Raw genomic sequence first — 24,766 nt, 5'->3', positions numbered from 1 at the left:
GCCCTCGCTCCCGAAGGGGAGCGGGGGCCGCTGGCCGTTTTGGACACGCAAGTGGCAGAAACACGACTGTTCGCGTGATTCTCGCCACCGCTAGCATGGGACAAGTCTCGCCGGAGTGACCGGCGCGGCACCCGGATGCGAAGGGGACTCATGCGGATTGGTGTGCTCTGTTCAGGCGGCGACAGCCCAGGGATGAACGCGGCCATTCGCGGCGCGGTGCTCCGCGGGGTCGAGGTGCACGGCTTCGAGATGGTCGGCTTCATGGACGGCTGGCGCGGCTTCCACGACGGCGACACCGTGCCGCTCGACCGCCTCGCTGTGCGCGGCATCTCCCCGCTCGGCGGCGTGATGCTCGGCACCAGCCGGGTCCCCCCGTTCCCTGACGGCGTCGCCACCCCCGAAGCACTTGCGGCCGTGCGTGCGCGCATGACAGAGCTCGGGATCGATGCCTTCCTGCTCATCGGCGGCAACGGCACGCAGACGGTTGCGCAGATGCTCGACGACGCAGGGATCCCCGTCGTGGGGGTCCCAAAGACAATCGACAACGATCTTGGCGGCACGGACTACACCTTTGGCTTCGACACGGCCGTGTCGGTCGCGGCCGAGGCCATCGACCGGTTGCGCACCACGGGGGAGTCGCACCGCCGCTGCATGGTGCTTGAGGTGATGGGTCGCGACGCCGGCTGGATCGCGCTTCACGCCGGGATGGCGGGCGGCGCGCAGCTGATCCTGCTGCCGGAGTTCCCCGAATCGGTCGAGCAGATTTGTGAGTGGGTGCTCAGCGTGCGCGACCGCGGACGCTCGTCGCTCGTCGTTGTTGCCGAGGGCTTCCGTCCGGCGGGCGAGGCCGACGTGGTGACGCGCGCAGGGCTCGACGGCTTCGGGCGGCCACGCCTCGGGGGCGTCGCCGAGGTGCTCGCCCCGCGCATTGAGGAGCGCACGGGTATCGAGACCCGCGCCACCGTTCTCGGGCACGTGCAGCGGGGCGGCTCACCGACCGCGTTCGACCGCGTGCTCGCCACGCGCACGGGCATCGCCGCAGCCGACGCCGCGAACGACGGTGCCTGGGGAACCATGGCCGGGCTGCACGGCGACCGTGTCGAACTCGTACCTCTCGAAGAGGCGGTCGGCGCGCTGAAAACTGTGCCCGCCGCGCGCTACGAGGAGGCGCGCCTCAGCTTCGGCTAGAGGCCGAGCTGCGCCTTCACATCGTTGAGCGAGGGGTTGGTCGCCGTCGTGCCGTCGGGGTACACGACGGTAGGGACGGTCTGGTTGCCGCCGTTCGCGGCCATGACGAGTTCCGGGGTGCCCGGCGTGCTCTCGATGTCCACCTCGGTGTACGCGATGCCGGTCTTGTCGAGCATCAACTTGAGGCGCTTGCAGTAGCCGCACCACTCCGTCGAGAACATGGTGATCGCGCCAGACTCGGGGACGAAATCGCTCAGCTGTGCCGTGCTCACGGGGAACCTCCTATGGATCTGCGGGACGCCAGTTTAGCGCCGGAGATCGAGTGCTCGCTGGGCCCGGGTGAACGACAGGTAAACGACCCTTTCCCAGCTTGACCTGCCCCGTTCAAGGTGGAAGCATGAACGTGGCGCTCGCGTGTCAAGGCATCTCTGCTGAACGTTCGGTGAAGTTCTAGTGACACGCGGGTGGTCCACGGCCCCTGCTCCCGAACGAAAGACGCCGGTGGAACTCACTCTCGTCGTGCTGCTGGTCATCGTACTGGCCCTCTTCTTCGACTTCACCAATGGCTTCCATGACACGGCGAACGCGATGGCGACGCCGATTGCCACGGGAGCGCTGAAGCCGAAGACCGCCGTGCTCCTTGCTGCGGTGCTGAACCTGGTTGGCGCGTTCCTCTCCACTGAGGTGGCGAAGACGATCTCCGGCGGCCTCATCAACGAGGGCGACGGCGGTGTGCTCATCTCGCCCGCCATGATTTTCGCGGGCCTCATCGGCGCGATCGTGTGGAACCTGCTGACGTGGCTCTACGGGCTCCCGTCCAGTTCCTCGCACGCGCTCTTCGGCGGCCTGATCGGTGCCGCAATTGTGGGCGCCGGCTTCTCCGCGATCAACGGTGGCGTGCTGCTCTCGAAGGTGATCATCCCGGCGCTCGCCGCGCCGCTCACCGCCGGCATCGTGGCGTTCACCGCGACGAAGGTGGCGTACGCCATCACGCGCCGCCATGACGGCAAGAAGGACGGCCGGGGCCGCTTCCGCTACGCGCAGATTGCCTCCTCCTCGCTCATCGCCCTCGCGCACGGCACGAACGATGCGCAGAAGACGATGGGTGTCATCACGCTGACGCTTGTCGCCGCGAACATGCAGGATCCGGATACGGGCCCCCACCTCTGGGTGATCATCTCGTGTGCCCTCGCGATTGCAATCGGTACGTACTCCGGCGGCTGGCGCATCATCCGCACGCTCGGTGCGGGGCTCACGCAGGTGAAGCCGGCGCAGGGCTTCGCGGCCGAGACAAGCACCGCCGCAACGATTCTCGCCTCGACGCACCTCGGCTTCGCGCTCTCGACCACGCAGGTGGCCTCCGGCTCCGTGATCGGCTCGGGCCTCGGTCGCCGCGGGTCGAGTGTGCGCTGGCGCACCGTCGGCCGCATCGCCTCCGGCTGGCTCTTCACGCTTCCCGCCGCAGGCGCCGTTGGTGCGATCGCCGCGCTCATCGCGCACCTCGGCATGGTCGGCATCATCATCGATGCCGTGCTCGGCCTCGGCTTCATCCTCTTCATCTTCTGGCGCTCCAGCCGCAACAAGGTGGACCACTCGAACGCGATCCCGGTCCCCGATGTTGCCGAGTCCGGCTACGCGGTGCGCATCCGGAAGAGCAAGGTCAAGCCCGTGAAGACGAAGACCGGCTCGATGACTCAGCTCACGCCCGTCGCTCAGTCGGCCGTGCGCGACGACGTCGCCGCAAAGGAAGCCGAGAAGGCGCTCCGTGATGCGGAGAAGGCAGACGCTGCTGAGGCGGCGGAGAAGGCAGCCAGCGACCGCGACGCGAGCAGCGATGTGAACACCGGGGAGAAGCGATAATGATCGACTGGATGGCATTCCTCGTTGTTTTCGGCGCCGCACTGGTGTCCGCGGTGTTCGTCGTGGCGCTCTACTCGCTCGGTATCCGCTTCCTCGCAACGCCCGCGCCGCCCGCGCCGCGCCCCGACGGCAGCTTCGAGCCGAACGGTCCGTCGCGCGACGACGAGGACGACGACATCGATCTGGGCCGCCCGCGGTGGGCGACGATCGCGGCGAACGTGTGCTTCGGCCTCTCGGGTCTCGCGGTGCTCGTCGGCGTCTTCCTGATCATCCCGGGCCTGCACTTCTGGTAAACCCGGGGCGCAGTCGCGCAAACTAGTGTGGGCGCATGAGCAACCTCGACAGGCTCCACCGGTTTCTTGACGAAATCGTGCGATCCGGCATCGAGTTCGGTAACTACGAGGTGGTCTGCGCTGCAACGAGCGGCGACGATACCGCGATCGTGCTGTACACCTGGCACAAGAGCAAACGGGTGTACGGACGCATCTACCGTTGGCCGGACCTCGTCGCCATTTTCGATGACGAGGCGTGCGCACCAGAGGAGTACGCGAGTGAGGTGATCATCCACGACTTTGACTCGCCTCCCGGGCAGGGGCAGCAGATTCTGTATGACTGGACGCGGAGCTTGGGCCGAGCGCCAGGTGACGTGCGCTGGTGCGATGCCATCGAAGACTATGCCGGGCTGGACCCGGTTCTTTACGCGGGGCCCTCGGCCGCTGGTGCTGGGGCTGGGGCGGGGCGCAGAGTCGCGGAGTAGTGTGGGGCCATGGTCTACACCTCAGTCGAACGGATCCCCGGAATCGTCTCCGGTCTGCGTCACAGCTTCGGCACCGGGCACACCCGGCCAGAGGCGTGGCGACGCGATCAGCTTCAGCGGCTGCGCGCGTTGCTCATCGAGCGTGGGCCGGATTTTGAGCGCGCGCTGCACGCCGACCTCGGCAAGTCGCCCGCAGAGGCGCAGCTGACCGAGATCGGCTTCCTCCTCACCGAGATCGAGCACACGCTCGACGAACTGAAGGGGTGGATGCGCCCTCGTCGGGTGCCGGTGCCGCTTGCGGTGCAGCCTGCGGCAGCTCGGGTGGTCGCGGAGCCGCTCGGCGTGGTGCTCATCATCGCGCCATGGAACTACCCACTGATGCTCGCGCTCTCCCCGCTCATTGGTGCGATCGCTGCGGGCAACGCGGCGATCGTGAAGCCGAGCGAACTCGCGCCGGCCACCTCCGAGCTCATTGCGCGCTTGCTGCCCGACGTTCTTGACCGCCGTGCCGTCGCAGTCGTCACTGGCGGGGTGCCCGAGACCACCGCACTGCTCGCGGAACGCTTCGACCACATCTTCTACACGGGGAATGGTCGTGTCGGTCGCATCGTCGCGCGCGCGGCTGCCGAACATCTCACCCCGATTACGCTGGAACTCGGCGGGAAGTCACCCGTCTTCGTCGACGACACGGTGCCACTCGCAGACGCCGCGCGCCGCATCGTGTGGGGCAAGTTCATGAACGCCGGGCAAACCTGCATTGCGCCCGACTACGTGCTCGGCACCGCGGAGGTGCTGCGCAAGCTGGGCCCCGCACTCGTCGCCGCAATCCACGATCTGTACGGCACCGCCACGGCGGGGAACCCCGACTACGGCAGGATCATCACCGACGCGCAGTTTGCGCGACTCATCGGCTACCTCGAGGACGGCGAGATCCTCACCGGCGGCGAGCACGATGCGGAAACGCGGTGGATCGCGCCGACGGTGCTCGGCGGCGTATCGCGTGAGGCCCAGGTCATGCAGGATGAGATATTCGGGCCGATCCTGCCGCTCGTTGAGGTGGCTGGACTCGATGACGCCCTCGAGTTCGTGACAGCGCGAGACAAGCCCCTCGCCGCGTACGTGTTCAGCGACGACCGCGTGGTCCGCTCGCGGTGGGAGAACGAGACGAGCTCTGGTGCCTTGAACTTCGGCACGCCCGCGCTCCACCTCGTCACCCCCGAGCTGCCGTTCGGCGGGGTTGGCGAGAGCGGTATGGGCGCGTATCACGGCGAGCGTTCCTTCCTCGTGTTCAGCCACGAGAAAGCGGTGCTGTCAAAGCCGCTGCGCCCCGAGACGCTTGCCGCCACGATCATGCCGCCGTTCACGCGCACCAAGGAGGCGCTCGCGCGCGGGCCCCTCCAGAAGCTGCTGTAGGGCGAACCGGCCGCGCGCATGCACCGGGTACGCATACACCGATCGCTAGGATTGTGCCGTGGAAGAGCGTAAAGACGACGTGGGTGCGGCCGAGGACGGCAACGCCGCCACCGAGCTGCCGCTCGGCATCCGGGTGGCGGCCGCGTGGTCGTGGCGCCTCATCATCGTCGCCCTCGCGCTCGCCGGGTTCCTGTGGCTGATCGTGCAGGTGCGGATCATCGTGATCCCGCTCCTCGTCGCGATCCTGCTCACCGCGCTGCTTGCTCCCGTCGTCCAGTGGTTTGTGCGCCGCGGTGCACCGCACTGGATGGGGGTCGTCGCCGCGCTCACGCTGTTCGTTGCCTCGGTGTGGATCCTGATCAATCTCATCGTCACGCAGCTGCGGAACGGCCTCGGCGACCTCGCCTCCCGCTCTGAAGAGGTGTGGTGGGACGTGCTGCACTGGATCGAGGACAACAAGCTCGGCATCACCGCGGACCAGCTGCAGGGCTTCACCGAGCAGATCTTCAAGACCGTGCAAGAGCACCAGACTGAGATCCTGAATGGTGCACTCGGTGTGGCGACCTCGGCGGGGCAGTTCGTCACCGGCGCGCTGCTCACCGTCTTCTCGCTCATCTTCCTGCTCATCGACGGCAAGCGAATTTGGTTCTGGGTGCTCGGCTTCCTGCCCGCCCGCGCGCACGCTCCCGTCGACGCGGCCGGCCGCACCGGCTGGGTGTCGGTCGGACAGTATGTGCGTGTGCAAATCTTCGTCGCGTTCGTCGACGCGGTGGGCATCGGCGTGGGCGCCGCGCTGCTTGGCGTGCCGCTGCCGATCCCGATCGCGGTGCTCGTGTTCCTTGGCTCGTTCATCCCGTTCCTCGGTGCGATCACCACCGGCCTGCTCGCGGCGTTCATCGCGCTCGTCTACAACGGCCCCGTGAATGCGCTCCTGATGCTCGGCGTGGTGATCCTCGTCAACCAGATTGAGGGCCACGTGCTGCAGCCGCTCGTCATGGGCAACGCGGTGAAGGTCCATCCCCTCGGCGTGGTGCTTGCGGTCTCGACCGGTGCGCTCATCGCCGGTATTCCGGGCGCCCTCTTCGCTGTGCCGCTCGCAGCCGCCGCGAACTCCATCGTCAACACACTCGTGAAGCGGGAGTGGACGCGCGGCACCGACCCGGTGGCCGAATACCACAAACGTGAACGAACACACCAGCAGGCGAAGCATCGCGCGCGAAGCGTCGCCAAACTGAATCGCAAGGAAGGCCTCTCATGACGCAGACCACCACGGCACCCACCCTGGACGATTTCAGTGCAGCGCTCGACGTGGTGCACCGGGTGACGCGGCGCACGCCGCTCGAGTCGTCGCGTTTCCTTGCCGAGATTCTGGGTGTGCCGCGCGTCTACCTGAAGTGTGAGAACCTGCAGCGCACGGGCGCATACAAGCTTCGCGGCGCGTACAACCGCCTGACGCAGCTCACGGCGGACGAACGCGCCCGCGGCGTGGTCGCGGCATCCGCGGGAAACCACGCGCAGGGCGTTGCGTTCGCGGCACGTGAGCTCGGGATCACTGCAACGATCTTCATGCCCCTCGGCGTCGCACTGCCTAAGCTGCAGGCCACGCGCAACTACGGGGCGAACGTGCAGCTCGTTGGTGCGACGTTTGATGAGACGAACCAGGCCGCGCAGGACTTCGTGCGCGAGAGCGGTGCGACCTTCATCCCGCCGTTCGACGACGCCGCCGTGATCGAGGGACAGGGCACCATCGCGCTCGAGATGCTCGACGTTGCGCCCGAAATCGAGAACATCGTGGTCCCGATCGGCGGCGGCGGCCTCATCGCCGGTGTCGCGGCTGCGGCGAAGCAGTGGGCGGCCGAAGAAGGCCGCGATATCCGCATCATCGGCGTGCAGGCCGAGAACGCCGCACCGTACCCGGTGTCGCTCGCAGCGGGGGAGCCCGTCACGATCAAGACCAAGTCGACGATCGCCGACGGCATCGCGGTGGCTCGTCCGGGCGTGCGCAACTTCGACCTCGTGCGCGACTACGTGGACGAGGTTGTGACGGTCAGCGATGACGACATCGCCCGCGCGATCGTCATGCTGCTCGAGCGCGCCAAGCTCGTCGTCGAGCCCGCGGGGGCCGCCGGTGTCGCGGCAATGCTCACGGGCAAGCTGCAGCTCTCCGGCCCCACGGCAACCATCTTGTCGGGGGGCAACATCGATCCGCTGCTGCTGCAGCGCGTCATCGGTCACGGCCTTGCCGCTGCGGCGCGCTACACGAAGCTGCGCATCCTGCTGCCCGACGTGCCCGGCCAGCTCGTGCGCACGGCAACGATTGTCGCTGAGCAGAACGCAAACGTCATCGAGGTGATCCACACGCGCCACGCGACCGAGCTGCCTGTCAGTGAGGTGGAGCTCGAGCTGCACATCGAGACGCGCGGCGCCGAGCACGGCGAGCAGGTCGCGCAGGCGCTGCGCGACGCGGGCTACCAGGTGCGCGTGGGCGAGCGCTACTAGCCGCAGGCTGAGCCGGCGGGCGAACTAGGAGAGTGGGGCGCCCGCCTGCGCAGCGAATGCGCGGATGGCGCGCTGCGCGTCGGCAACCGTGATGCTGCCGCCCGCGACGATGTGCAGCCCATATGCGTCCTCAAGCGCAACGAAATTCATGGCAGTGTCCGCGAGCGCGCCAGTCAGTGCGAAATCGCCGGACGCCGCACCCTCCTCAAGAATCCCGGTGTAGAGCTGCAGCTGCTCGCCGTAGAGCTGCTGCACGAGCGCATCGTGTAGCGGCGACTTGCCCGCCAGCACGTCGAACTCGTAGAGCAGCCGCATGAGCGCATCGTCGGGGCCGCTCGGCAGCCCGGCGTCGATCGCCGCGGCGAGCTTCCCCGCCGGGGAGCTGTGCTGCGCAACCAGCTCGGCGCGCTCCGTGCCGACGCGGGCCATACCGGCGGCGTGCGCCTCGACGAGGATTGCCTCGAGGTCGTCGTAGTAGTAGAGCAGCGCGCCGCGGGTCACGCCGGCCTGATTCGCCACGTCAGTGAGTGAGAGATTGCGGAGTCCGTGCTCGGCGGCAGCGGTGAGCGCCGCGTCGATGACCTCGATGCGGCGCTGCTTCTGCGTACTGGGGCGTGCCACGCCTGTCAGTATGCCAGAGCGTGCGCGCCGCAGCGCGCCGCCCCGCGGTTATTTGACATCTGGGTGAATTAATTTACTCTGGTGTTAAATAACTTCGTGGCGTGCCGGTTCCCGGCCGCCCAGAACTTCAGGAGCAGACATGGCCGTCGACACTCTCTACACGGGCGGGCGCATCCGTACCTTCGACCCGCAGCAGCCCTGGGCCGAAGCGCTCGGCGTGATCGGCGACCGCATCAGCTACGTGGGATCCGCCGCTGATGCCCCCGCAGCGCGCACGACCGTGCAGCTCGAGGGCCGTCTCCTCACGCCCGGCGTGGCCGACACGCACAACCACCTGCTGCTTGGCTTCGACGATCTTGCTGTCAGCCTCGACCAGGTGCAGAGTCTCGATGTCGTGCGATCGCGCATTGCCGAGTTCGCCGAGACGCACCCCGAACTCGACTGGATCTGCGCCGAGAACGCGCTCTACTCGGTCGTCGAGGGCCGTCGCCCGAACGCCCACGATCTCGTGGGCGTCACGGACAAGCCCGTCTTCATCACGACGTACGACCAGCACTCCGTCTGGCTCAACCGGCCGGCGCTCGCGAAGCTCGGCATCCTGAACGGCGGCGAGATCGCGTGGGGCAACCCCGAGATCGACGCGACCACGGGCGAGCCGACCGGCTGGGTCACCGACTTCTACACGAGCGCCATGACGATCGCTGGCCTCGCCGAACTGCAGCGGGACATCCCCATGTACTCGCCCGACCGTCGCTACCGCAAGATCACGAACAGCCTCGAGATGGCCGCCTCGGTCGGCATCACCTCCGTGGTCGAGCCCCAAGTGCCGCTCGCCGAGCTCGACCTGTTCGCGCGCGCTGAGCGCGAGGGCAAGCTCACCTCGCGCACGATCGCCGCGATCTACCACCCGGTGGGCGCCGACGGCGATTTCCGTGCACGCATCACCGAGGCCATCCGCGAGACCCCGCAGCACGAGCGCTTCTCGCTCGGGCCCGTGAAGCTCTATGCCGATGACGTGATCGAGCCGCACACCGCCGCGATGCTCCAGGACTACGCGAACCGCCCCGGCCACCGCGGGCACCCGAGCCTCGAGCCCACCGAGTTCACCAAGCTCTTCGTTGAACTCGACCGCCTCGGCTACCAGGTGCACACCCACGCAACGGGCGACTGGGGCATCCAGCTCACCCTCGACTCGATCGAGGCGGCCCAGCGTGCAAACGGAGTGCGCGACACCCGGCACGGCATCGTGCACGTCGAGTGCCTCGCCCCCGAGGATCTCCCGCGTTTCCAGGAGCTCGGCGTTGTCGCCGCCATGCAGCCGCGTCACGCGTCACCCGACCTCGTTGCCGGCACCTGGATGGAGAACGTCGGCGAGGCGCGGTGGGATCGCGCATGGCGCTTCAAGTCGATGATCGACTCTGGCGCGCGCGTCACGTTCTCGAGCGACTGGCAGGTGGGCGAGATGGATCCGCTCGTTGGCCTCTACAGCGCGATGACCCGCGCGCGCCTCGACGGCTCGGACGCCTGGACCTCGACGGAGCGCCTCGATTTGGATCGTGCGCTGCGCGCGTACACCACGGGCGGCGCCGAAGCATTCCACCGCGAGGACACGGTCGGCACGCTCCGCGTTGGCATGCTCGCTGATCTCGTCGTCTGGTCTGGCGACCTGTACGCGATGGATCCCGCCGAGCTGCTTGCGCAGCGCGCTGATCTCACCGTTGTGGGCGGCACCGCCATCCATGACGTGCTCGGGGAACAGGGCGGCGCGGCCGCGGCCGATCGCAGCCAGGATCCCGGTGGTGCGGGCCAGTCCTGCGGCGAACCCGCGGGCGACCACCACCACGGACACGCACACTAGACAGGACACCCACGATGTCAACGGCGTCATCACCCACTGAAATCACCACCTCGGCCGCACCTGCATCGCAGGCGGCCGCCACCCCCGCGGCGGAGCCTGGCTCCGCCGCGGGCCCGGCCCAGCTGCGGCGCACGCTGAAGCTGCGGCACCTCGTATTCATCGGTCTCGCGTACATGGCGCCACTCGCCGTGTTCGACATGTTCGGCATCGTGTCAGACGTCACCGACGGCCACGTCCCCCTCGCGTACCTCGTGGTCATCGTCGCGGTGCTGTTCACAGCGTTCAGCTACTCGCGCATGGTCCGCTTCTTCCCGATCGCGGGGTCCGCCTACACGTACGCGAAAGAGGCGATCAACCCGCACATCGGCTTCCTCGTCGGGTGGGCGGCGACCCTCGACTACCTGCTCCTACCCATGATCAACGCGATCCTCTCGGCAATCTACATGGGGGCGGTGTTCCCTGATGTGCCGTTCTGGGTCTGGGTGCTTCTCACCGTCGGCATCTGCACGGTGATGAACCTCATTGGCGTGAAGCTCGCCGCGAGCATGAACATCATCCTGGTCGGCATCCAACTGGTGGTCGCGATCCTCTTCGTCGTGCTCACGATCGTCAACATCACGAACGGCGCGAACGGCTCTGGTCTCAGCGTGCAGCCCTTCATCTCGAGCGACCTTCAGCTCGCGGCGATCTCGGCGGGCGCCGCCGTGCTGGCGCTCTCCTTCCTCGGCTTCGACGCGGTCTCGACGCTCGCGGAGGAAGCTGAGCGGCCCGAGCGTGATATCCCGCGCGCCATCTTCATCATCATTGGCGTGGCCGGGGCGTTCTTTGTGACCGTCACCTACGTGATGCAGGTGCTCTTCCCGGACGTGAGCGAGCTCGGCGACATCGTCGGTGCATCGCCCGAGATCGCGAAGTACATCGGCGGCGCGGCGTTCCAGGCCATTTTTGTGGGTGGCTACATGATGGCCGTGCTGGGCTGTGGCATCACGCAGCAGATGAGTGCGGCGCGGCTGCTCTACGCGATGGGCCGCGACGGCGCACTGCCGAAGCGCCTCTTCGGGCGAATCAACCCGCGCACCGGCGTGCCCGTGGTCAACGTGCTCATCGTGGCGGCGATTGCGCTCACCGCGCTGTTCGTCGATTTGGATCGGGCAGCATCGATGATCAACTTCGGCGCATTCATCGCGTTCACCTTCGTCAACCTCTCGGTGATCTTCGTGTTCTTCCGCTTCCTGAAGCGGCGCGGGCCGGGCGCGTGGTTGGGCTTCGTGATCGTGCCGGGCATCGGCGTGGTCATCAATGTGTGGCTCTGGCTGAGTCTCGACACCGTGTCCATGGTGATCGGTGGGATCTGGCTCGCGCTCGGCGCGGCCTACTTGCTCATCACCACGCGCGGCTTCCGCGCCCCCGCGCCTGACCTCACGGGGCCGATCAACATCGGCATGTACGAGTAGCGGGCGCCCCGTGCGGCCCACCGCTCGGGCCTCCCTAGAATGAACGGATGGGGATGTTCCCGAGCGGGCGGGGAAGGCCGACATGAAGATCCTGATCGTTGAAGACGACGAGCGCGTTGCCGACGCGCTGGGCGCGTTCCTCCGACAGGCTGGATACACCACGGAGTGGGTGGGCAGCGGCGCAGCCGCGCTCGAGGCACTCGGAGCTGACACCGACGCCGTGCTGCTCGATCTCGGACTGCCGGACATGGACGGCCTCGACGTCTGCCGACGGATCCGCGGACTCTCCGGCGTGCCGATCATCGTGGCCACCGCCCGGAGTCATGTCGAGGAACGGATCAAGGGCTTCCATGCGGGGGCCGATGACTTCGTGGTGAAGCCGTACGATGTGCGAGAACTCGTTGCTCGCATCGAGGCGGTGACCCGGCGGTCGCGTGCCCTGCCGAGCGACGCGGAGCACAGCTCCGGGGTCTCCGTCGATGGCGTGTACATTGATCTCGCGAACCGGCTCGTGCTGGTCGACGGGGGTCCAGTCGAGCTGACCCCAAAGGAGTTCGACATCATCGCAGTGCTCGTGCGGTACCCCGGGGTAGTGGTGCCGCGCGACCGCATTATCCGCGAGGTGTGGGGGAGCGACTGGAACGGCTTTAGTCGTTCGCTCGAGGTGCACGTTGGATCCGTACGGCGGAAGCTCGACCGGCCGTCGCTCATCGCGACGGTTCGGGGCGTCGGATACCGGCTGACGGGTGTGTGAGCCGTGCGGCAGCGTCTCGTCCTCGTCCTCCTGATCCCGATGACCGTGATCTTGCTCACGCTTGGCGGCGCGTACGCCTGGAGCGTTGCGCGCACCGTGCAGGAGGAAGTATCGAGCCAGCAGCTTGGTGACCTGAGCTATTTCCAGAGTGGGGTGCGGCAAGCACTGCGTGCCGGGAACGCCAGTACCGTGGTGGGGGAGATGACGCGCTTCAGCGAGCTCTACGGCACGCGCATCGCGGTGTTTGACCGCAGCGGGATACTGTGGGCCTCCGGCGGGGGCAGCTTCGACGCGCTCGATAGCTCGGCGCAAAACCAGGTCGCGCTGGCACTCTCCGGGCGGCGGAGCGACCCGGCGCCGCCCGTGCTTCCCTGGTCGCTCGGCGAACTGGTCGCGGTCGAGCCTGTGTTCGACGACGGGAACGTGATCGGCGCGATCTTCATCGCTGAGAACGCCGAGCGGGTGCGCACCCAGATCCTCACACACTGGGGAGTACTCGCGTCGGCCTGCTTGCTCACGGTGCTCCTCCTGCTGTTCGCCGTCATCCGTCTCGCGAACTGGGTGCTGCGTCCCATGCTGCGCGTCGATCGGGCGATGGCCGCGGTGGAGCGGGGAGAACGCGACGCGCGTATCGCTGATGACACCGGTCCGCCGGAGATGCGGCGGATGATCCGCATGTTCAACCAGATGGCGGAAGAGATCGAACGGGTCATGCGGCGCCAAGAAGCGTTCGCGATGAACGCTTCGCACGAGCTGCGGAACCCGCTCGGTGCGCTGCTCATGCGTGTTGAGTACCTCGCGACTGGGCTCGACGACTCGTGGGAACCCGATGTAGAGAAGACCCGTGCCGAGGGGCGCCGGCTCACCGAGATTCTCGACGCTCTGCTCGGCATGGCGAGATCCGGGCGTCAGGACTCCGCCTTCGTCGCGGTCGATCTCGTGGAGCTTTTGGCGGACCGCATCGCTGCGTGGGAGCCGGTGTCATCGGATCGCGGCGTTGTGGTCGAGCTCCGAGGGGAGCACTCAGCGTTCAGCCTCACCGACCGGACCTCAGTCGAGAGCGCGTTCGACGCGGTGCTCGACAACGCGCTGAAGTTCGCCCCGGCGGGATCAAAGGTCGACGTGACGGTGGTCTGTGAAGTGGACGGGTGCCGCATCGCGATTCGGGACCGCGGGCCTGGTCTCGAGCAGGAAGAGCTCGAACTCGTGACGAGTCGGTTCTGGCGGAGCCCGCGGGACCAGAACGTGCCGGGATCCGGCCTGGGGCTCGCCATCGCCTCCGACCTACTGGGGGATCTCCGCGGTGGTGTCGAGGTGCAGGCACCCGAGGGTGGCGGGCTGCGGGTCGTGCTGCGGCTGCCAGGGGTGGAAGAGTGATGCGCGATCGGACGCGACGCTTCCGGGCACGGCGGGGCGCGCTCGCGGTGCTCGCCGCGATGCTTTGCCTGAGCGGCTGTGTGGGATCGCCCCCCGAATCCGCACGAGCGCCGCAGTACGTCATCGCGGGAGGCGGGGTCGCCGGTATTTACTACACCTATGGCAAGCAGTACGCGGAGGCACTGCGCCACGAGCTGGGCGTCGACGTCGCGGTCGCCGAGACCGACGGGTCGGTCGACAACCTGCAGCGCGTAGCCGCGGGTGAAGCGCTCATCGGCTTCTCTCAAGCCGACACCGCCGCTGACGCGATCGCAGGCACCGGCACCTTCCCGGAACCGCTCCCGCTCCGCGCCGTCGCGCGAGTCTACGACGAGTCAGTGCAAGTGGTCGTGCCCGCCGGCTCTGAGGTGCGCAGTATCTCTGACCTCGCGGGGCGCACCGTCTCACTCGGCTCGGCGACGTCGGGTGTCCAGGTGATCGCCAGCCGCGTTCTCGAAGCTTCGGGTGTCGCACTCGATCAGGTGGACAACCCGGGGCTCGGCCTCGAGTCCTCGATCGCGGCGTTCCGCCGCGGCGAGATCGACGGCTTCTTCTGGGTCGGCGGGCTGCCGACCCCGTCGATCGAGCGGCTGGCTCGAGACCAGCCGATCCGCCTCCTCCCCATCGACGCGGGCACAGTGTCGCGAGTCAACGCTCGGCACGCGGCGGTGTATCGGCTCACCGAGTTCCCGGTCGGGATCTCTGGAGCCGAGCCTCAGACGAGCACGATGACGGTGCCGAACTACATCGTTGCCGCGGCCGATGCCGACGACGCGATGATCTTCGATGCGACTCGGGTGCTCTTCGCCGCGCGACCCGCGATCGCGCGGAAGGTCCCTGCGGCTGAGCTGCTCGACCGGCGGCAGGCGATCTTCACCGATCCGCTCGAGCTCCATCCCGGCGCAGCGGAGTTCTACATCGACGCCCGGCGCTGATCCGGCCCTGAATCTCAAGAAGTGCTCAAGCGAATGCTCAAGAAGCGCTCAAGAGGGCTGACCCCGCTCGGCGGGCGGGCCTAGCTTTGGGGCAAGCGGTTCGAAGGTGAACGCGCTTGTCGCACTCCGTCTCGGGGCGGCAACGCACCCCGGATCGTTCAGACAGGCAGCAGGCCCGGGACGCGAGAAGTGGATCGGGCCGAGATCCAGAAGACGGAGACGAGATGAGCGCGCGCGAACCGCTGGTGGTCGTTGAGAACGTGCAGAAGCACTATGGCGAGTTCCAAGCCCTGACCGACATCGATCTCGCGATCGACGCTGGCGAGGTCGTCGTGATTATCGGCCCGTCGGGCTCGGGGAAGTCGACGCTGTGCCGCTCGATCAACCGCCTCGAGACCATCACGAGCGGCTCGATCCGCGTCGACGGAAGGGAGCTGCCGGCCGAGGGCAAGGCGCTCGCGAAGCTGCGGGCCGAGGTCGGCATGGTCTTCCAGTCGTTCAACCTGTTCGCCCACCTCACCATTCTCGAGAACGTCACGCTCGGTCCGATCAAGGTGCACGGCGTGAGCCGCGCGGAGGCCGAGCGCGAAGCGATGGAGTTCCTCGCCCGGGTGGGTGTGGAGAAGCAGGCCGCGAAGCTGCCGGCCCAGCTCTCCGGCGGCCAGCAGCAGCGCGTCGCGATCGCCCGCTCGCTCGCCATGCACCCCAAGGTGATGCTGTTCGACGAGCCGACGAGCGCCCTCGATCCCGAGATGATCACCGAGGTGCTCGACGTGATGGTCGGCCTGGCGAAGGAGGGTATGACCATGATCGTGGTGACCCACGAGATGGGCTTCGCCCGCCGCGCGGCGGATCGCGTGGTGTTCATGGCCGACGGGCAGATCGTCGAGCAAGCGACGCCCGAGGAGTTCTTCACGAACCCGCAGAGCACGCGCGCGCGGGACTTCCTCTCGAAGCTCATCACCAACTGACCCGCGCGGCCCGCGTGGGAGCGACTCCGTCAGCCGGCGGAGCGATGTTCGCGCGCACCCGAAATCCGATCCACCGAAAGGAAACCACCATGCGTACCAAAAAGTTTCTCGCCGTCGGCGCCCTCGTTGCCGCCGCTGCGCTGACGCTCACCGCCTGCAACGGGGGCAGCACTCCCGACGCTTCGGGCGGTGACGCAACCGAGTCTGTGATCCCGCAGCCTGCTGAGAACGTGCAAATCGAGGGGAGCCCGACGTTTGACGAGATCCAAGAACGCGGCAAGGTTGTCATCGGGGTCAAAGAGGACCAGCCGGGGCTTGGGTATCTCGACAACGTGACGAAGGAGCGCAGCGGCTTCGACGTCGATATCGCGCGCTGGATCGCTTCCTCTCTCGGCTACGGCGAGGACAAGATCGAATACAAGGCGATCGCCTCGGCCAACCGCGAGCAAGCGATCGTGAACGGCGACATCGACTACTACGTCGGCACATACTCAATCAACGACAAGCGCAAGCAAGACATCGACTTCGCCGGCCCCTACTTCATCACCGGACAGGGCCTCCTCATACAGCAGGGCAGCGCCGATGTTCAGACGCTCGAAGAACTTGACGGCAAGACCGTGTGTTCGGCGACCGGCTCGACGCCGATTCAGAACATCAAGGAGAACTACCCGAAGATCAAGACGCAGGAGTTCGACCTGTACTCGGCGTGCGTTGAGAATCTCGTCAACGGTCAGGTCGACGCCGTGACTACCGACCAGGCCATCCTGATCGGTTACGCCGCGCAGGATCCCGAGAACCTGATGGTCACAACGGGTCCGGTGTTCACGGAGGAGAAGTACGGTGTCGGCCTCGCGAAGGGCGACGACGCGCTGCGCGCCCACATCAACACGCTTTTCACCGACGGCGGCACCACTTGGACGAAGATCTTCGAGAAGAATCTCGGCAGCTCAGGGATCACCGTGGACCAGCCCCAGGTTGACGCCTACTAACCGCTCACGCGTTCGGGGCGAGCCTGCGCGCGCCCGCCCCGAACGCTAGACCGAGAGGACTGACGGATGGACGTCATCTTCGGGAACCTCGATCTCTGGGGAACCGCAATCAAGAACACCCTCCTGGTGTTCTTCGGGGGAGGGGTGCTCGCCCTCGTGCTTGGCGTAATCGTCGGCGCGATGCGGGTGTCCCCTGTGCCGATCGCACGAGGTGTGGGCACCCTCTATGTGACCCTCATTCGCAATACGCCACTCACGCTTGTGTTCTTCTTCTTCGTGCTCGGCTACCCCGCGCTCGGGCTGCCAAAGCTGAGCACGCTCCTGCTCGGCATCCTCGCGATCGGTATCTACACTGCGACGTACGTTGCTGAGGTGCTCCGCGCTGGGATCAACACCGTTCCGGTGGGGCAAGCGGAGGCTGCCCGCGCCATCGGGCTGCCGTTTGGCCAGGTCATGAGCCTCGTCGTGCTCCCGCAGGCGTTCCGCTCCGTGGTCCCGCCAATGATGAGCGTCTTTATTGCGCTGCTGAAGAACACCACCGTCGCGGCAGGCTTCTCGGTCGCCGAGCTCGCCGCGCTGCGCGCCACGATCAACGACGCGGCGGGCCGCCCGGGCAGCCCGATGGAGGTACTACTCTGGGTCGCCCTCGTGTTCGTCGTGCTCGTGATGTTCCTGAGTCTCGTGCAACACCGTCTCGAGAAGAAGTGGAGGATCGTGCGATGACTTCTGTGCTGTACGACGTTCCCGGCCCCCGGGCGATCGCGCGCAACCGCGTGCTCGCCGTCGTGACCGTGCTGGTCGTCGGGGCGATCATCGCCTTCATCGTCTATCGCCTGGCCCTTTCAGGGCAGTTCTCGGCGACGAAGTGGGGACTGTTCACGTACGCGACGATCTGGGAGCAGATCCTCGCGGCGCTCGGCAAGACGCTCGCGGCGTTCGGCCTCGCGGCGGTGTTGAGCGTGGTGCTCGGCTTCCTGCTTGCGATCGGCCGACTCTCCGACCACCGCTGGGTGCGCGTTCCCATCACCGCGATCACGGAACTCTTCCGCGCGGTGCCCGTGCTCGTCATGATGATGCTGCTCTACTACGGCCTGCCCTCGGTCGGCGTCAGCATGGAGCCCTACGCGGCCGTCGTGATTGCGCTCGTCGTCTACAACGGCTCGGTGCTCGCCGAGGCGCTCCGGGCGGGGATCGAGTCGCTGCCGCGCGGCCAGAAGGAGGCCGGGTACTCGATCGGCCTGCGCAAGAGCGGCGTGATGCGGCTGATCCTGCTGCCGCAGGCCGTGCGGGCCATGCTGCCCGTCATCGTCTCCCAGCTCGTGGTCACCATGAAGGACACCGCGCTCGGCTTCATTATCACCTACCCTGAACTGCTCTACCTGGCGAAGCAGCTCAGCAGCAACGTGCAGTTCGGGCGCCCGCTGCTCCAGTCAGCATTCGTGATCGGCGGCATCTATATCCTGATGTGCCTCCTCTTGTCGGCCGTGGCCAAGTGGCTGGAGGGGTGGAGCCGCCGCACGCAGAAGCGTCCGGGCGGGCCCGACGCGACGACGGCGACGATCCCGGTACAGCCGGATGACCCACGCCTCCACCGCGACGGCACGGTCACCGAGGTGATCTCCGTGCAGGGCGAGCGGCCGTGACCCGGGGTGCGGGCGGCGCGGGGCGCCGCCCGCACGGGTGAGCACCCGTGGAAGGACTGCTTCCGGTAGACACCGATGCGGGAGCGCTCGCTCTGCTTCTCGTCGCGGCCTTCGCCGCGGGGTGGATCGACGCTGTTGTGGGCGGGGGTGGCCTGCTGCAACTGCCCGCGCTGCTCCTCGTGCCGGGGATCACGCCCGTCCAGGCGCTCGCCACGAACAAACTCGCCTCAGTGTTCGGCACAGCGACGAGCAGCGTCGCCTACGCGCGTCGGGTGCGGCCCAGCCCACGAACGGTCCTGCCGATGGCGGGGATCGCTCTTCTCGGGGCGTTCGGCGGCGCCTCGCTCGCCGCATTCCTGCCTGCGCAGGTATTCACACCGATCATCCTCGTCGCCCTCCTTGTCGTGGGTCTCATCACACTCCTCAAGCCCACGCTCGGCGAAGCGACACGCCCGCGGCATCGCGGGCTCGCGCAGCTCGCGGTCTCGGGCGCGATCGGCGCCTTCATCGGCTTCTACGACGGCCTGCTCGGTCCTGGCACTGGCACGTTTCTCGTGATCTCCCTTGTCGGCTTGCTCGGCTACGACTTCCTGCGCGCCACCGCTACCGCGAAACTGGTGAACTTCGCGACGAACCTCGGAGCGCTGCTCTTCTTTATTCCGCTCGGTGCGGTGCTCTGGCCGCTCGGGCTCGCGATGGGGGCCGCAAGTATCGTTGGGAGCCTCCTCGGATCCCGCATGGCGATCGCGCGCGGCTCGCGTTTCGTGCGGGTGCTGTTCCTCGCAGTGGTCGGTGTGCTGACCGTGAAACTTGGGCTCGATGTTTGGGCCGAGGCCGTCCGCTGATCTCAGGCGGAAATCAAGACGTCGCTGTGGGAGGGTGTGGTTCCCTCCAGTACGTCCGCACGCGCGTGCCGTCGGCGAGTTCGACCCTGGCGTGGACACGGTAACCGAGCTTCTCATAGCGCGCGTCGTTGACCGGGTTCGATGACTCCAAGTATGTGGGAATGCCGGCCAGGTCGTACTCAGCGAGCGCCGCCCGCAGTAACGCCATCCCGTGTCCGCCGCCGCGGGCCTCGGGGGCCACCCCGAGCAGAGTCAGATACGCGTGCGGGCGTTCAGGTCGCGCGGCGGCAAAACGCGTTCCGGCCTCGTCCAATGCGGCCGCCGCTTCAGCGCCAAGCAAGTCTGCGACTAGGGCATCGTACGCAGGGTGCGCCTCAGCAGAGATCTCGTCCTCGCCGGGCGGATACCACACTGAGACTGCCCGGAGCGGTGCTTGCGCTCCACGTTCTGCGGACTCGTTCTCTTCTCCGGACGCCCCGCTGAGCACTCGCGACGTGGAGAAGCGCAGCGCCTCGCCGACCATGAACCGCCAGTACCGCCGGGCCACCTGCGGGCGAGAGGCTCGGTCAGGAAACGCGGGTCCCCACACCGGGTCCTCAAGGAACGCTGAGGTGAGGATTCGTGCCATCTCGTCCAGATCCTCGGGGACTGCCTGGCGAACCGCCAAATTGGGTGAGCCGTTCTTCACTGTGTCTCGTTTCGTATCTGTGCTGGCATTCGTGCGCATCTCGTTCTCACGTGCGGGGGAGTGAAGCAAGTGTCGCATCGTGCAGGAGCTCGATGAGTTCCGTGCCATGGGTCAACTGGGGGTGGTGCCCGGCGCCCGGCAGGGAGAGGAGTCTGACGTTCGAGAGCGCCCCGAACTCGCGTGCTGCGTTCTGCGTGAGCGGGTCCTCGCTCCCCGTGATAATGCGGACAGGGCCCGAGAACCGCTTGAGCGCCTCGGTAATCTCGTCACGCCAGTGTTTCGAGCTCGCGTGGCCCAGATGCTGGACCACGCTCTTCGCGCGACCGCGCTTGAGATCCTCGACGGTTGACGTGAGCGCCTCGGCGCTCTTCTCCGTGCCCGTGAGGCGACGCGAAAGCGCCGCCGCGCTTGCGTGCCTCAGGTACCTGCGAATTACGGGGCGCGTGAAGATACCTGCGCGGGCGCGTGGCTGCAGGAAGAACGGCGAGACCAACGTCAGGGCGGTCACCCGGTCAGGGAAACGGTCCGCGGTCAGCACGGCTGCGGCCGCGCCGATCGAGTGCCCGATGAGCTCGGCGGGCTCGTCCCCGAGCGCAACCGGTAACCAGTGCTCCCAGTCCGTGGTGCCCGCTCCGCCGCTCAGCCCGAGTCCAGGGAGATCGACGGCCCGCGCACCGATTCCTTGAGCAACGTCAGACCAGGCGTCGGCGTTCACGGGTAGGCCCGGCAGAATCAGCCGATTGGCGTCGGGCGTGCCCAGCTCGAACAATCGAACGGCGCCGGCCTGGATATATCGCCGATCCCTATCCATGGCTGCTCCGAATCGGTGTGCGGCCAGGTAGTCAGCCCAACGGTTGAGCGAGCGGTGCACGTCGGGCATGGGGAGGCGGTGCCGCGATGCGAGCTCCGCAGCGGGGCCCGTCGGGTACCGGTCGGTTGAGAGGAATCCGAGGGTCTCCGGGTCGGCCTGGGTGAGCGCCGCGGGGAGGCGCCTGATCACGCGGATGGGAATCCTCAGCTTCGGGACCTTCGCTCCGAGGTGGTGGCCCACAGCGCTCAACAGCTCGCCCAGGGGCGGGGTCGCGTCGTCCAAGACCCAGTAGGACTTGCCGACGGTGTCCGGGTCGACGGCCGCGGCTGCCATGAACGTCGCCAGATAGTCGACCGTGAGGACGGGAACGAAGACGTCTTTTCCTGCGGGCAGGGCCGTCGCAGTGCCACGCCACAGTTGCTTGATCGTGCTGGCGATCCCAATGTACTGCTCCGACTCCCCGGTCTCGCTATCGCCGATCACAGTCGCTGGGTTCACGATGGTCCAGGGGAGTTCGAGATCCCGAGCCTTGGCTTGGAAAACGGCGTCGGATTCGACCTTGGACGCCTCGTAGCCTCCGAGCTTCGTGTACACGCGTGAACGGTGCGCGCTCGACCACGGCACGGAGTCCGGATTCTGCCCGCCCACGCGATACCCCGAGATATGCACCACACGGTGCAGCGAGGGGAGGTCGGCGGCAAAGTTGAGGACGCTTTCAACAATGCCGACGTTTGCGCTGCGCGCCTCCTCGGCGGGCATCCCGAACCGGAAGGAGCCCGCGCAGTTGTGGATCTCGGTCACGTCAGCGTAGGCCGCCGGGCCGCCCCGCAGAAGTTCAGACGACTTGAAGTCAACGAGCGCGATGGCAACGGGCCGACTCGGTCCGTGCGCACGGAGCCACTGCTTGACGCGTGTTCCGGATTCGGGTGTTCTGACCGCGGCCGTCACGCGCGCACCAGCTTGAGTCAAGGCAAGGATGAGGTGCCGGCCCACGAGCCCGGATGCCCCGAACACGAGCGCGTGGCGGGGCATGGTCTGGTCGCTCATCGGGCCGATGCTGCAGCGTTGATCCGAACCGCGATGAGCTCCGACACGACGTCGGCCGCCGCGTAGAGCGGCTGAGTGCTCCGCATCGCACGAGAGACGATGACGGCTCCCTCAATCGTCGAGACGACGACGGTCGCCAGGCTGTGCGCGTCCGCGGGTTCGAGCCCGTTCGCTTCGAAAAGCCCTGCGGTTGGGGTGATCCACGACTCAAAGGCAGTTGAGCACGCCTGGCGGAGTGTGTCGCTCTCTGCACCCATTTCGAGGGTGACGACGGATACCGGGCAGCCGATGCGGAAGTCGCTCTCACCGACAAGCGTCGCCAGCGTTTCGATGACGGTGCGTGCCGCGCTGGCGGCGTCGCTCGTCACGGAGACCGCCTTGGCGATCAGCGCCTCGAACTGCTGAGTCGCGAGTTCAACCGCGGCGACCCCCAGGCTTTCCTTCCCCGCAGGGAAGTGGAAATAGACCGATCCCTTGGGGGCTCCGGCGTGGTCAATCACCGCGTTGATTCCAGTGCCGCTGTAGCCGCCAGTCTGGATGAGTTCGAGCATCGACTCAGCGAGCCGTGCCCGCGTCTTGTCTCCCTTGGATGTCATGAAGTTAAAAATAGACTGGTCTATATATTTTTGCAACTTGATGTCAGCGCTGTGCGCACGGCTCGAGCGGAGAGCGCTGCTGGAATACGACGGAGGCGGGGTGCAACCAGCTGGTCGCACCCCGCCTCCGGTGTGTACGGGAGCTTAGCCCGCGTAGGTGTCGACTCCGAGGATCTTCACCGAAATCTGGTTGCCGTTCGGCGCAGCGTAGCTGACCTCTTCGCCGATCTTGCGGCCAAGAATTGCGGCGCCGAGGGGGCTCTCCGCGCTGTACACGTCGAGGTCCGAGCCATCGGCCAGCTCGCGGTTGCCGAGGAGGAAGCGCTCCTCGTCGCCGAAGATCGTGGCGGTGATTACCGTGCCGACCTCAACGACGCCGCTCGCCTCGGGGGCCTCGCCCACCACAGCGTGCTTCAGGAGCTCCTCGAGATCGCGAATGCGCGCCTCCATCTTGCCCTGCTCGTCCTTGGCCGCGTGGTAGCCGCCGTTCTCCTTGAGGTCGCCCTCTTCGCGAGCGGCCTCAATACGGGCGGCAATGTCCTTGCGGCCTGCACCGGTCAGCTGATCCAGCTCGCCAGTGAGCCGATCGTAGGCGTCCTGTGTCAGCCAGGTCTGGGTGGGCTCGGCCATAGTCGATCCTCGTTTCGGTGAGTGCGTGCGGGCCTTTCTGAGGCGCACGCGGAGATACACACAACGCCCTGACGGATCAGGGCGTGGCATCCAGCGTAGCAGCGCGACCGTCAGGGGCGCCGGATTGAGGCGATGGAAGACGCGCCTACTGCGCGCCTTCCGCGGGATCCTCAACCACCCAGCAGGCGCGCGTCGTCACGGCCGTCGCCGGGTTCGTCGTGACGAGTCGCGTCGTAACGGTGTGCGTGCGCTGGTCCGTGAGGGGCAGCTCAACGATCTTCCAGCCCACGGTCGCCTTCGACGTGTTGAGCGCCTCAACCGCGCACGCGACGGGCGTCTGCGGCGGTGCGCTGACCTCGAACTTCGCGTTGACGACGAGCTCGCTCTCGTGCGTGTAGCCAATGTCCTGCGCCGACACCTGGTTCGAGTTCTGCCACCCCGAGAAGAGGAGGAAACCGAGGCCAGCTGCGACGAGGAGGCCCGCGGCGCCCCACGCAAAGCGGCGGTCAAAGCTCCGTCGCTTCCCGGTCCCGTAGCGGTCTTCCAAGCGCTGTGTCGTCGCGGATTCCGCGTCGACGGCTGCGGCCGCATTCGGCACGGGAACCTCCGATCCAGACTGGGTAAACTATGTCCCTGTTGCCAGAGTACCGGGATCCGCCCGGGAAGCACGTGAGAGGAAGCGCATGACGCTCAGGCTCATCGCGGTGCACGCGCATCCCGACGACGAATCCAGCAAGGGTGCTGCCACCTACGCCCACTACCTCGACCAGGGTGTCGAGGTGCTCATTGTGAGCTGCACGGGCGGCGAGCGCGGCGACGTGCTCAACGAGCTGGTCGCACGGGATCCCAAGAGTCGACGCGACCTCGCTGGCCTGCGCCGCGACGAGATGGCGCGCGCCCAAGAGATCATTGGCTTCGAGCACCGCTGGCTCGGCTATGAGGACTCGGGTCTGCCGGACGAGGGCGAGCCGATCCCGCTCGGATCTTTCGCTGATATCCCGGCCGAGGTGTCGGCTGAGGCGCTCGTGCGACTCGTGCGCGAGTTCAAGCCGCACGTGATGATCACGTACAACGAGCAGGGCGGCTACCCGCACCCGGATCACATCCGCTGCCACGAGATCAGCAAGATTGCTTGGGATCGCTCGGGCGATGCCGACGCGTACCCGGAAGCGGGGGAGCCGTGGCAGATCGGCAAGCTCTACTACGAAGAGATCTTCAACGTGGAGCGCATCGAGACGGTCTACCAGTGGCTCGTGGACAACGAGCCGACGTCGCCGCTCGTTGCACAGTTCGGCGAGATGCGTGAGCGGATGTCGAAGCGGCTGAACCGCAGCACCGCGAAGATCGAGGTGGGTCGCTTCTTCGAGCGCCGCGACGAGGCGCTGCGCGCGCACGCGAGCCAGGTGCCGCCGGACAGCCCATTCTTCTTCTGGCCAAACGAAGTGCAGCGCCAGGCGTGGCCCTTCGAGGACTACCGGCTCGCGGCGTCGCGGGTGGCCACGAGCGAGTTCGAAGCAGATTTGTTCCAGGGGATTACAGAGGAGATGGCATGAGCCTGATGAGTATCGCACTGCGTATCGCAGAGGAGAGCACCGAGTTCGACCCGAACACGGTGAGCCCCGGCGTTGAAGGATTCATCTTCACCGGACTGATGGCGGCGGGCATTATCGGCCTCGGCTTCCTGCTCGTCAGCCGGCTGCGTCGCAACGCGTACCGGCACGAGGTGCGCGCGCAGATCGCGGAAGAGCTCGGCGAGACCGGCGCAGACGCCGAGCCGCGGAGCTGACCGTC

General features: G+C 66.9%; 26 protein-coding genes. 19 read left to right on the top strand and 7 right to left on the bottom strand.

Going from position 1 to position 24,766, the window contains the following annotated elements:
* Positions 1–150 precede the first annotated feature (150 nt).
* Positions 151–1,188 carry a 6-phosphofructokinase gene (locus D3226_RS09150; protein ID WP_202382244.1) on the top strand — a complete coding sequence of 346 codons (1,038 nt, stop codon included), beginning with the start codon at positions 151–153 and terminating at the stop codon, positions 1,186–1,188.
* Here D3226_RS09150 and D3226_RS09145 read toward each other — a convergent pair.
* Positions 1,185–1,409: a glutaredoxin domain-containing protein gene (locus tag D3226_RS09145; protein ID WP_202382589.1), complete on the bottom strand. Its 225-nt coding sequence runs from the start codon at positions 1,407–1,409 to the stop codon at positions 1,185–1,187. The two genes, D3226_RS09150 and D3226_RS09145, sit on opposite strands and share 4 nt — an antisense overlap.
* A gap of 280 nt (positions 1,410–1,689) precedes the next feature.
* Between D3226_RS09145 and D3226_RS09140 the strand changes: the two genes are divergently transcribed.
* The 6 genes from D3226_RS09140 to ilvA are packed head-to-tail and all read left to right on the top strand — an operon-like array spanning position 1,690 to position 7,717.
* Complete coding sequence (locus D3226_RS09140; RefSeq protein WP_202382243.1) at positions 1,690–3,048, top strand: inorganic phosphate transporter; 1,359 nt, start codon at positions 1,690–1,692, stop codon at positions 3,046–3,048.
* Positions 3,048–3,341, top strand: a complete 294-nt coding sequence (locus D3226_RS09135) for a hypothetical protein (RefSeq protein ID WP_202382242.1) — start codon at positions 3,048–3,050, stop codon at positions 3,339–3,341. The genes D3226_RS09140 and D3226_RS09135 overlap by 1 nt, the downstream gene beginning before the upstream one ends.
* 35 nt (positions 3,342–3,376) lie before the next feature.
* The gene (locus tag D3226_RS09130; RefSeq protein WP_202382241.1) at positions 3,377–3,805 is read left to right on the top strand and encodes a hypothetical protein; all 429 of its coding nucleotides are present in this window, start codon (positions 3,377–3,379) and stop codon (positions 3,803–3,805) included.
* A gap of 9 nt (positions 3,806–3,814) precedes the next feature.
* The gene (locus tag D3226_RS09125; protein WP_202382240.1) at positions 3,815–5,218 is read left to right on the top strand and encodes an aldehyde dehydrogenase family protein; all 1,404 of its coding nucleotides are present in this window, start codon (positions 3,815–3,817) and stop codon (positions 5,216–5,218) included.
* 58 nt (positions 5,219–5,276) lie between these two features.
* A complete protein-coding gene (locus D3226_RS09120) occupies positions 5,277–6,476 on the top strand; it encodes an AI-2E family transporter (RefSeq protein WP_202382239.1) in 1,200 nt (399 codons plus the stop codon).
* Positions 6,473–7,717 carry a threonine ammonia-lyase gene (gene ilvA, locus D3226_RS09115; protein WP_202382238.1) on the top strand — a complete coding sequence of 415 codons (1,245 nt, stop codon included), beginning with the start codon at positions 6,473–6,475 and terminating at the stop codon, positions 7,715–7,717. The genes D3226_RS09120 and ilvA overlap by 4 nt, the downstream gene beginning before the upstream one ends.
* A 24-nt stretch (positions 7,718–7,741) precedes the next feature.
* Here ilvA and D3226_RS09110 read toward each other — a convergent pair whose 3' ends face one another.
* The gene (locus D3226_RS09110) at positions 7,742–8,338 is read right to left on the bottom strand and encodes a TetR family transcriptional regulator (RefSeq protein ID WP_202382237.1); all 597 of its coding nucleotides are present in this window, start codon (positions 8,336–8,338) and stop codon (positions 7,742–7,744) included.
* Positions 8,339–8,477: 139 nt separating this feature from the next.
* Between D3226_RS09110 and D3226_RS09105 the strand changes: the two genes are divergently transcribed.
* From D3226_RS09105 to D3226_RS09060, 10 genes are all read left to right on the top strand, one after another.
* Positions 8,478–10,196: an amidohydrolase gene (locus tag D3226_RS09105; protein WP_202382236.1), complete on the top strand. Its 1,719-nt coding sequence runs from the start codon at positions 8,478–8,480 to the stop codon at positions 10,194–10,196.
* A gap of 14 nt (positions 10,197–10,210) precedes the next feature.
* A complete protein-coding gene (locus D3226_RS09100) occupies positions 10,211–11,650 on the top strand; it encodes an APC family permease (RefSeq protein WP_202382235.1) in 1,440 nt (479 codons plus the stop codon).
* Positions 11,651–11,732: 82 nt separating this feature from the next.
* A complete protein-coding gene (locus D3226_RS09095; protein WP_202382234.1) occupies positions 11,733–12,404 on the top strand; it encodes a response regulator transcription factor in 672 nt (223 codons plus the stop codon).
* 3 nt (positions 12,405–12,407) lie between these two features.
* Positions 12,408–13,781, top strand: a complete 1,374-nt coding sequence (locus tag D3226_RS09090) for an ATP-binding protein (RefSeq protein WP_202382233.1) — start codon at positions 12,408–12,410, stop codon at positions 13,779–13,781.
* On the top strand, positions 13,781–14,755 hold the full coding sequence (locus D3226_RS09085; RefSeq protein ID WP_202382232.1) for a TAXI family TRAP transporter solute-binding subunit: 975 nt from the start codon (positions 13,781–13,783) through the stop codon (positions 14,753–14,755). Before D3226_RS09090 ends, D3226_RS09085 begins: the two co-directional genes overlap by 1 nt.
* 224 nt (positions 14,756–14,979) lie before the next feature.
* On the top strand, positions 14,980–15,726 hold the full coding sequence (locus tag D3226_RS09080; RefSeq protein ID WP_272928914.1) for an amino acid ABC transporter ATP-binding protein: 747 nt from the start codon (positions 14,980–14,982) through the stop codon (positions 15,724–15,726).
* An 89-nt stretch (positions 15,727–15,815) separates the two neighbouring features.
* On the top strand, positions 15,816–16,715 hold the full coding sequence (locus D3226_RS09075) for a glutamate ABC transporter substrate-binding protein (protein WP_202382231.1): 900 nt from the start codon (positions 15,816–15,818) through the stop codon (positions 16,713–16,715).
* A 66-nt stretch (positions 16,716–16,781) separates the two neighbouring features.
* Positions 16,782–17,438 carry an amino acid ABC transporter permease gene (locus tag D3226_RS09070; RefSeq protein WP_202382230.1) on the top strand — a complete coding sequence of 219 codons (657 nt, stop codon included), beginning with the start codon at positions 16,782–16,784 and terminating at the stop codon, positions 17,436–17,438.
* Positions 17,435–18,358, top strand: coding sequence for an amino acid ABC transporter permease (locus D3226_RS09065; protein WP_202382229.1), 924 nt, complete (start codon positions 17,435–17,437; stop codon positions 18,356–18,358). The genes D3226_RS09070 and D3226_RS09065 overlap by 4 nt, the downstream gene beginning before the upstream one ends.
* Positions 18,359–18,405: 47 nt before the next feature.
* Complete coding sequence (locus tag D3226_RS09060; RefSeq protein ID WP_337248952.1) at positions 18,406–19,203, top strand: TSUP family transporter; 798 nt, start codon at positions 18,406–18,408, stop codon at positions 19,201–19,203.
* A 13-nt stretch (positions 19,204–19,216) separates the two neighbouring features.
* On the opposite strand, the gene D3226_RS09055 is transcribed toward D3226_RS09060, so the two are convergent.
* The 5 genes from D3226_RS09055 to D3226_RS09035 form a co-directional block, all read right to left on the bottom strand.
* A complete protein-coding gene (locus tag D3226_RS09055; RefSeq protein ID WP_202382228.1) occupies positions 19,217–19,831 on the bottom strand; it encodes a GNAT family N-acetyltransferase in 615 nt (204 codons plus the stop codon).
* A gap of 106 nt (positions 19,832–19,937) precedes the next feature.
* Positions 19,938–21,749 carry an alpha/beta fold hydrolase gene (locus tag D3226_RS09050; RefSeq protein ID WP_202382227.1) on the bottom strand — a complete coding sequence of 604 codons (1,812 nt, stop codon included), beginning with the start codon at positions 21,747–21,749 and terminating at the stop codon, positions 19,938–19,940.
* Positions 21,746–22,345, bottom strand: a complete 600-nt coding sequence (locus D3226_RS09045; RefSeq protein ID WP_202382226.1) for a TetR/AcrR family transcriptional regulator — start codon at positions 22,343–22,345, stop codon at positions 21,746–21,748. Before D3226_RS09045 ends, D3226_RS09050 begins: the two co-directional genes overlap by 4 nt.
* A 144-nt stretch (positions 22,346–22,489) precedes the next feature.
* Positions 22,490–22,975 (bottom strand): transcription elongation factor GreA, encoded by a 486-nt coding sequence (greA, locus tag D3226_RS09040; protein WP_202382225.1) that lies wholly within the window; start codon positions 22,973–22,975, stop codon positions 22,490–22,492.
* Positions 22,976–23,120: 145 nt separating this feature from the next.
* Positions 23,121–23,573 (bottom strand): DUF4307 domain-containing protein, encoded by a 453-nt coding sequence (locus D3226_RS09035; RefSeq protein ID WP_202382224.1) that lies wholly within the window; start codon positions 23,571–23,573, stop codon positions 23,121–23,123.
* Between the two features lie 85 nt (positions 23,574–23,658).
* Here D3226_RS09035 and mca point away from each other — a divergent pair, with 85 nt between their 5' ends.
* Both mca and D3226_RS09025 read left to right on the top strand, forming a co-directional pair.
* Positions 23,659–24,528 (top strand): mycothiol conjugate amidase Mca, encoded by an 870-nt coding sequence (gene mca, locus D3226_RS09030; protein ID WP_202382223.1) that lies wholly within the window; start codon positions 23,659–23,661, stop codon positions 24,526–24,528.
* On the top strand, positions 24,525–24,761 hold the full coding sequence (locus D3226_RS09025) for a hypothetical protein (protein WP_202382222.1): 237 nt from the start codon (positions 24,525–24,527) through the stop codon (positions 24,759–24,761). The genes mca and D3226_RS09025 overlap by 4 nt, the downstream gene beginning before the upstream one ends.
* Positions 24,762–24,766 lie beyond the last annotated feature (5 nt).

This window comes from Leucobacter chromiireducens subsp. chromiireducens, assembly GCF_016758255.1.
Classification (GTDB): domain Bacteria; phylum Actinomycetota; class Actinomycetes; order Actinomycetales; family Microbacteriaceae; genus Leucobacter; species Leucobacter chromiireducens.
Note: the sequence above shows the minus strand (reverse complement) of the source record. Positions and strands in the feature narration are given on the sequence as shown.